Origin of the sequence: Pseudomonas proteolytica, assembly GCF_007858275.1 — a bacterium.
In the GTDB taxonomy this organism is placed as follows: domain Bacteria; phylum Pseudomonadota; class Gammaproteobacteria; order Pseudomonadales; family Pseudomonadaceae; genus Aquipseudomonas; species Aquipseudomonas proteolytica.
Genome location: NZ_VFEV01000078.1, coordinates 1 through 3,620, shown reverse-complemented (window position 1 = coordinate 3,620; position 3,620 = coordinate 1). Strand labels below are relative to the sequence as shown.

Here is a 3,620-nt window from a genome sequence, read left to right as displayed (position 1 = left end):
TGAAGCGTCTGACCAGTGACAAGGTGACCGTCATCAAAGACAAACGAGGCAATTTTGTGTTTATGCCGGTTGCCTACAGAGGCCGTCGGTTGTGATTTCTGATTATTTGGAGGTGGGTCATGAGTGAAGTTCAACGGTACTACGTTGGGAAATATGGGCTGGTCGAGGGCCAGGCCCTGGGGCGGCTCAGTGTTGTGCTGGCCGCCGACTTCGATAAAGCAAACCGCTTGTTTCTGGATGCTGCCGAACGCTGCATTGCATCGGAGCGCCGGGAGAAGGAACTGCAAGCCCTGCTGACCGCAGCGGATGAGCGGGCGGATGTGCTGGAGGGGTTGTTGCGAGAGGTGCTAATTGAGCTGCCATTCTATCGCTACAGGTTCCGCATTCAGGCAGTGCTAGAGCCATTGGAGGCCTCTTTAGAAGGGCCACACCTTATCCTCGATATGTGCGGAATTCCGATCCCCGCCAGCGATTTTATGAAAGCCCTGGGCATCACCTACCAGCTCGCAGTTCCCCAATCCATGACTGACACCTGGTGGTTCTTCAACTGCGACAACATGAGCGATGCCACGCCTTCACGCCTTCGCGTTCTGGATAGGACCGCCCAGCAGTGCGTTGGCTGGGGCCTTAGCCAGCAGATGGCGGACGAAATCAAGGCGTGGCGCAAGTTGCCGCTCAAGCCAGTGAACTTGAGCGTGTCGATCAAACCAGCAGAGGGTGGTGGCGATGAACTGGTTTAAGCGCCTGTTTTTAGCTGAGTCTACAGCTCCGGCGCAGACAGGTATTGAGCAATCAGGGCTGGAGGTCACCAAATTCTGCGGAATGACTATCCAGAATTTCGTGCGCGGTGAATGGGTGATCGCCGGTCCATTTCCCTGCGGACAACCCGACTGCAAGACGTGCAACCCGATGACGCCCCAACGCGCCGCCAAAATTAACGAACGGTTTTTCAGGGAGAGGGGATAGATCATGACCAAGGCGTATGAGAACCAGCGGGAGCTGGACAAGGTTCTCCGCAGCCATCGTCGGTGGTGCGCGGGTCGGTACGGAGGTAAACGGGCGAACTTCAAAAACTGCTATTTCGAGGGCGTAACCCTGCACAACGTGGACTTGCGCAAGGTGGATACGTCCGGGATGGCCTTATTCAACGTGACGTTCTACCGCGTGAACTTCCCTGTCCAGCACATTTCTTTTAACCCTGATCTTCGCGTGAACAACTGCATGTACGTGCCTGGTTGGGATGTATGAGCGAAGAACTAAAGAAAGCAATAGCCCTGCTGGAATCGATAAAAAAACAGATCTTGGAAGATCATGATCGCGAGGTCTATTTTGCGACGAACATGGTTATTAAAACACTTCCTGAAATTAACCGCCTGTTGCGCGAGATTAAACCATGACCACCAACCAAACGATTGACGGCGTCTCGCGAAAGTCTCTTGAGCAGGCGCTGAAGCTGGCCGCAGTGTTCGATGATGGCGGCGATGGGGCGGACGCGGAAAGCGCTCGCGGCGTTATCTGGATACTGCGCGCCCTACTGGATGCGGAGCCGGCACCTTGCGCAAAATCGCAAGCTGAAGGCAAGCGCGAGCGTTTCCAGAAGTGGGTTATGGCAACCAAACACCCGGTCTACGGCTTCCTCGATGGTCGCTCCCTGGCCCGTGGAGACGACCGCACCGGTTACGCCGACGAGTATGTGCAGGGCCTGTGGGTTGCTTATCTGGAGTTCGGCGCCGAGCAGCCCGCGCCGGTAGCGGTGGTTCCCGATGGCTACTGCATCATGCCCCGCCAACTTACCGCTGAGAATGGCGCCAAAGCCTTGCTGCTCGGCGAGTTCAAGCTGCTGGTCACCAAAGAATGCCCTGAGTGCTGCGAGCTTGAAGAGCCAGTCGAAGGCTGCTCAATATGCGACGGTGAAGGCGAGTACGGGCAGAAACACACCATCCCGTGGGATCAGATCAAATTCATCTACAGCAAGGCCGTATCGGGCCTGGCCATGAAGGCTGAGTCAGCCAAAACCTGACAGGAGTACATCCGTACTCCACCCGCAAAACCTGTAACCCCTCCCCCTTCAAAGTCAGCCGCTATAGCGGCAAGGAACCCGGCATGCCTGAAGAAAGCCAAGTCGCTACGCCTCTACAGGTGGAGCGGTCGACAGTAACGAAGCTGGTGATCACCGGCGCACCGAGTCTCGACCCGATCACCGTCTTCCTTGAAGACCTGGCACCGTGCAAGGGCAAGATCACCGTTAGCTGCTGGGGAAAGAGCTGGACCGCCTACTGGGGTGGCATGTGGGATGGCCTGAGCATCGGGCAGTTTTTCTGCGAGTTGAACACCGGCTACATCATCGGCTACTTCGATCAGGCGATGAGCTCTCGGCAGTTCAGCGCTGAGGCGCTGGCCGACAAAGTTCGTCGAGAAATCCTGCAGATGCGAAGGTCTCGTGATCTCGACGAATCCGATGCCCGAGATCTGTATGACGAGGCGGAGGACATCCGATACGTGAACTCCATGGACTCCCTTGGCGGCTCACACTATCAGCTGATGCAGCAGGTTCTTGGTGATGAGTGGTGGCATCTAAGCGCGGATGCGACAGAGCCAAATCCGGACTGGGATTATCTCGAACGAATCATTCATGCAGTGCAACAGGCACTCCGCCTGGAACAACAGCGGGTGACGCCATGACCCTACGCCAGCAGATCACCACCTACATGAGCGGCGCCGGCGGCTCCCGCGACAACTGGTTCTGCACTTGGTGGTTCCGCTTCCACATCGAGCCGTTCACTACCAAGCAGGTTCGTCGGGAACTGGAGCTGATGAAGCGCGAAGGCCTGGTTGATTCGGACCACAGCCAGAGCAACAACACTAAGTGGCGGCTCACCAAATACAAACCTGATGGGGTGACGCCATGAAGACGCACTTCTTTGCAGGGCCTGGGTCGGGCGACATCGAGCGGGCACCTTGCGGAACCTGGCTAGGCGAGGGATCGGGGCTTTCTGGAATGTGGGAGCGAGTGGATTGCCGCCGTTGCCAGTCCCTCAAAGAAAAAATCATTGATACGGCCTCGACCGAAGAGCGCGCCATTGTCGAGCAGATGGGCGACATGGCGGCATTCATGCGGGCGGAAGACGGAAAGCAAGGGGTGACGCCATGATCGCCACCCTCTGGTTCGCCTACGTCTTCATCTACCGGATGCCTGGATAATGGCGTGCTACCGGATCTACGACAAGAACCGAAAGCCTACCGGGCACCTATGCGGAGACCTTGGCCCGCACTGCGCTGAATGCGGTGACGTTGGAACACAGCTTTGTGATTACCCGGTTGGCGACGGAAAGACCTGCGACAGACCGGTCTGTGAGTTCCACGCCACCGAGGTCGCGCCGAACGTCGACTACTGCCAAGCACACCATGCCGAATGGAAAGCCTTCCGTGATGCCGGTGGCGTGAAGCGCGAACTCGAAAACGTCGTCCCGTTCAAGGGCGTCTAACCCCACCCCCCCCTACATGCCTGCCGGTGAGCGGCGGGCGGAGCTATGCCATGAGCGTATATCAGCGCTACTTCCGAATCACCCAAGGCCCGATGGTTGACGAGATCGATCGCCTGTTCGAGCTGCGTATTGCCG

At 57.3% G+C, this 3,620-nt stretch carries 9 protein-coding genes; all 9 read left to right on the top strand.

Going from position 1 to position 3,620, the window contains the following annotated elements; all coding sequences use genetic code 11:
* Positions 1-119 precede the first annotated feature (119 nt).
* The 9 genes from FIV38_RS29695 (at position 120) to FIV38_RS29660 (ending at position 3,485) form a co-directional block, all read left to right on the top strand.
* Positions 120-740, top strand: a complete 621-nt coding sequence (locus FIV38_RS29695; RefSeq protein ID WP_092238747.1) for a hypothetical protein — start codon at positions 120-122, stop codon at positions 738-740.
* Entirely contained in the window at positions 727-966 is a 240-nt protein-coding gene (locus tag FIV38_RS29690) for a hypothetical protein (protein WP_139273592.1), read from the top strand. Before FIV38_RS29695 ends, FIV38_RS29690 begins: the two co-directional genes overlap by 14 nt.
* Positions 967-969: 3 nt before the next feature.
* A complete protein-coding gene (locus FIV38_RS29685; protein WP_092238744.1) occupies positions 970-1,248 on the top strand; it encodes a pentapeptide repeat-containing protein in 279 nt (92 codons plus the stop codon).
* Positions 1,245-1,397, top strand: coding sequence for a hypothetical protein (locus FIV38_RS30095; RefSeq protein WP_159439630.1), 153 nt, complete (start codon positions 1,245-1,247; stop codon positions 1,395-1,397). Before FIV38_RS29685 ends, FIV38_RS30095 begins: the two co-directional genes overlap by 4 nt.
* A complete protein-coding gene (locus FIV38_RS29680; RefSeq protein ID WP_092238741.1) occupies positions 1,394-2,020 on the top strand; it encodes a hypothetical protein in 627 nt (208 codons plus the stop codon). The genes FIV38_RS30095 and FIV38_RS29680 overlap by 4 nt, the downstream gene beginning before the upstream one ends.
* A gap of 83 nt (positions 2,021-2,103) precedes the next feature.
* Positions 2,104-2,682 (top strand): phiTE_072 family protein, encoded by a 579-nt coding sequence (locus tag FIV38_RS29675; protein ID WP_092238738.1) that lies wholly within the window; start codon positions 2,104-2,106, stop codon positions 2,680-2,682.
* Complete coding sequence (locus FIV38_RS29670) at positions 2,679-2,909, top strand: hypothetical protein (protein ID WP_092238735.1); 231 nt, start codon at positions 2,679-2,681, stop codon at positions 2,907-2,909. Before FIV38_RS29675 ends, FIV38_RS29670 begins: the two co-directional genes overlap by 4 nt.
* Positions 2,906-3,151, top strand: a complete 246-nt coding sequence (locus tag FIV38_RS29665) for a hypothetical protein (RefSeq protein WP_092238733.1) — start codon at positions 2,906-2,908, stop codon at positions 3,149-3,151. Before FIV38_RS29670 ends, FIV38_RS29665 begins: the two co-directional genes overlap by 4 nt.
* Before the next feature lie 49 nt (positions 3,152-3,200).
* Positions 3,201-3,485 (top strand): hypothetical protein, encoded by a 285-nt coding sequence (locus FIV38_RS29660; RefSeq protein WP_092238730.1) that lies wholly within the window; start codon positions 3,201-3,203, stop codon positions 3,483-3,485.
* Positions 3,486-3,620: the final 135 nt, after the last annotated feature.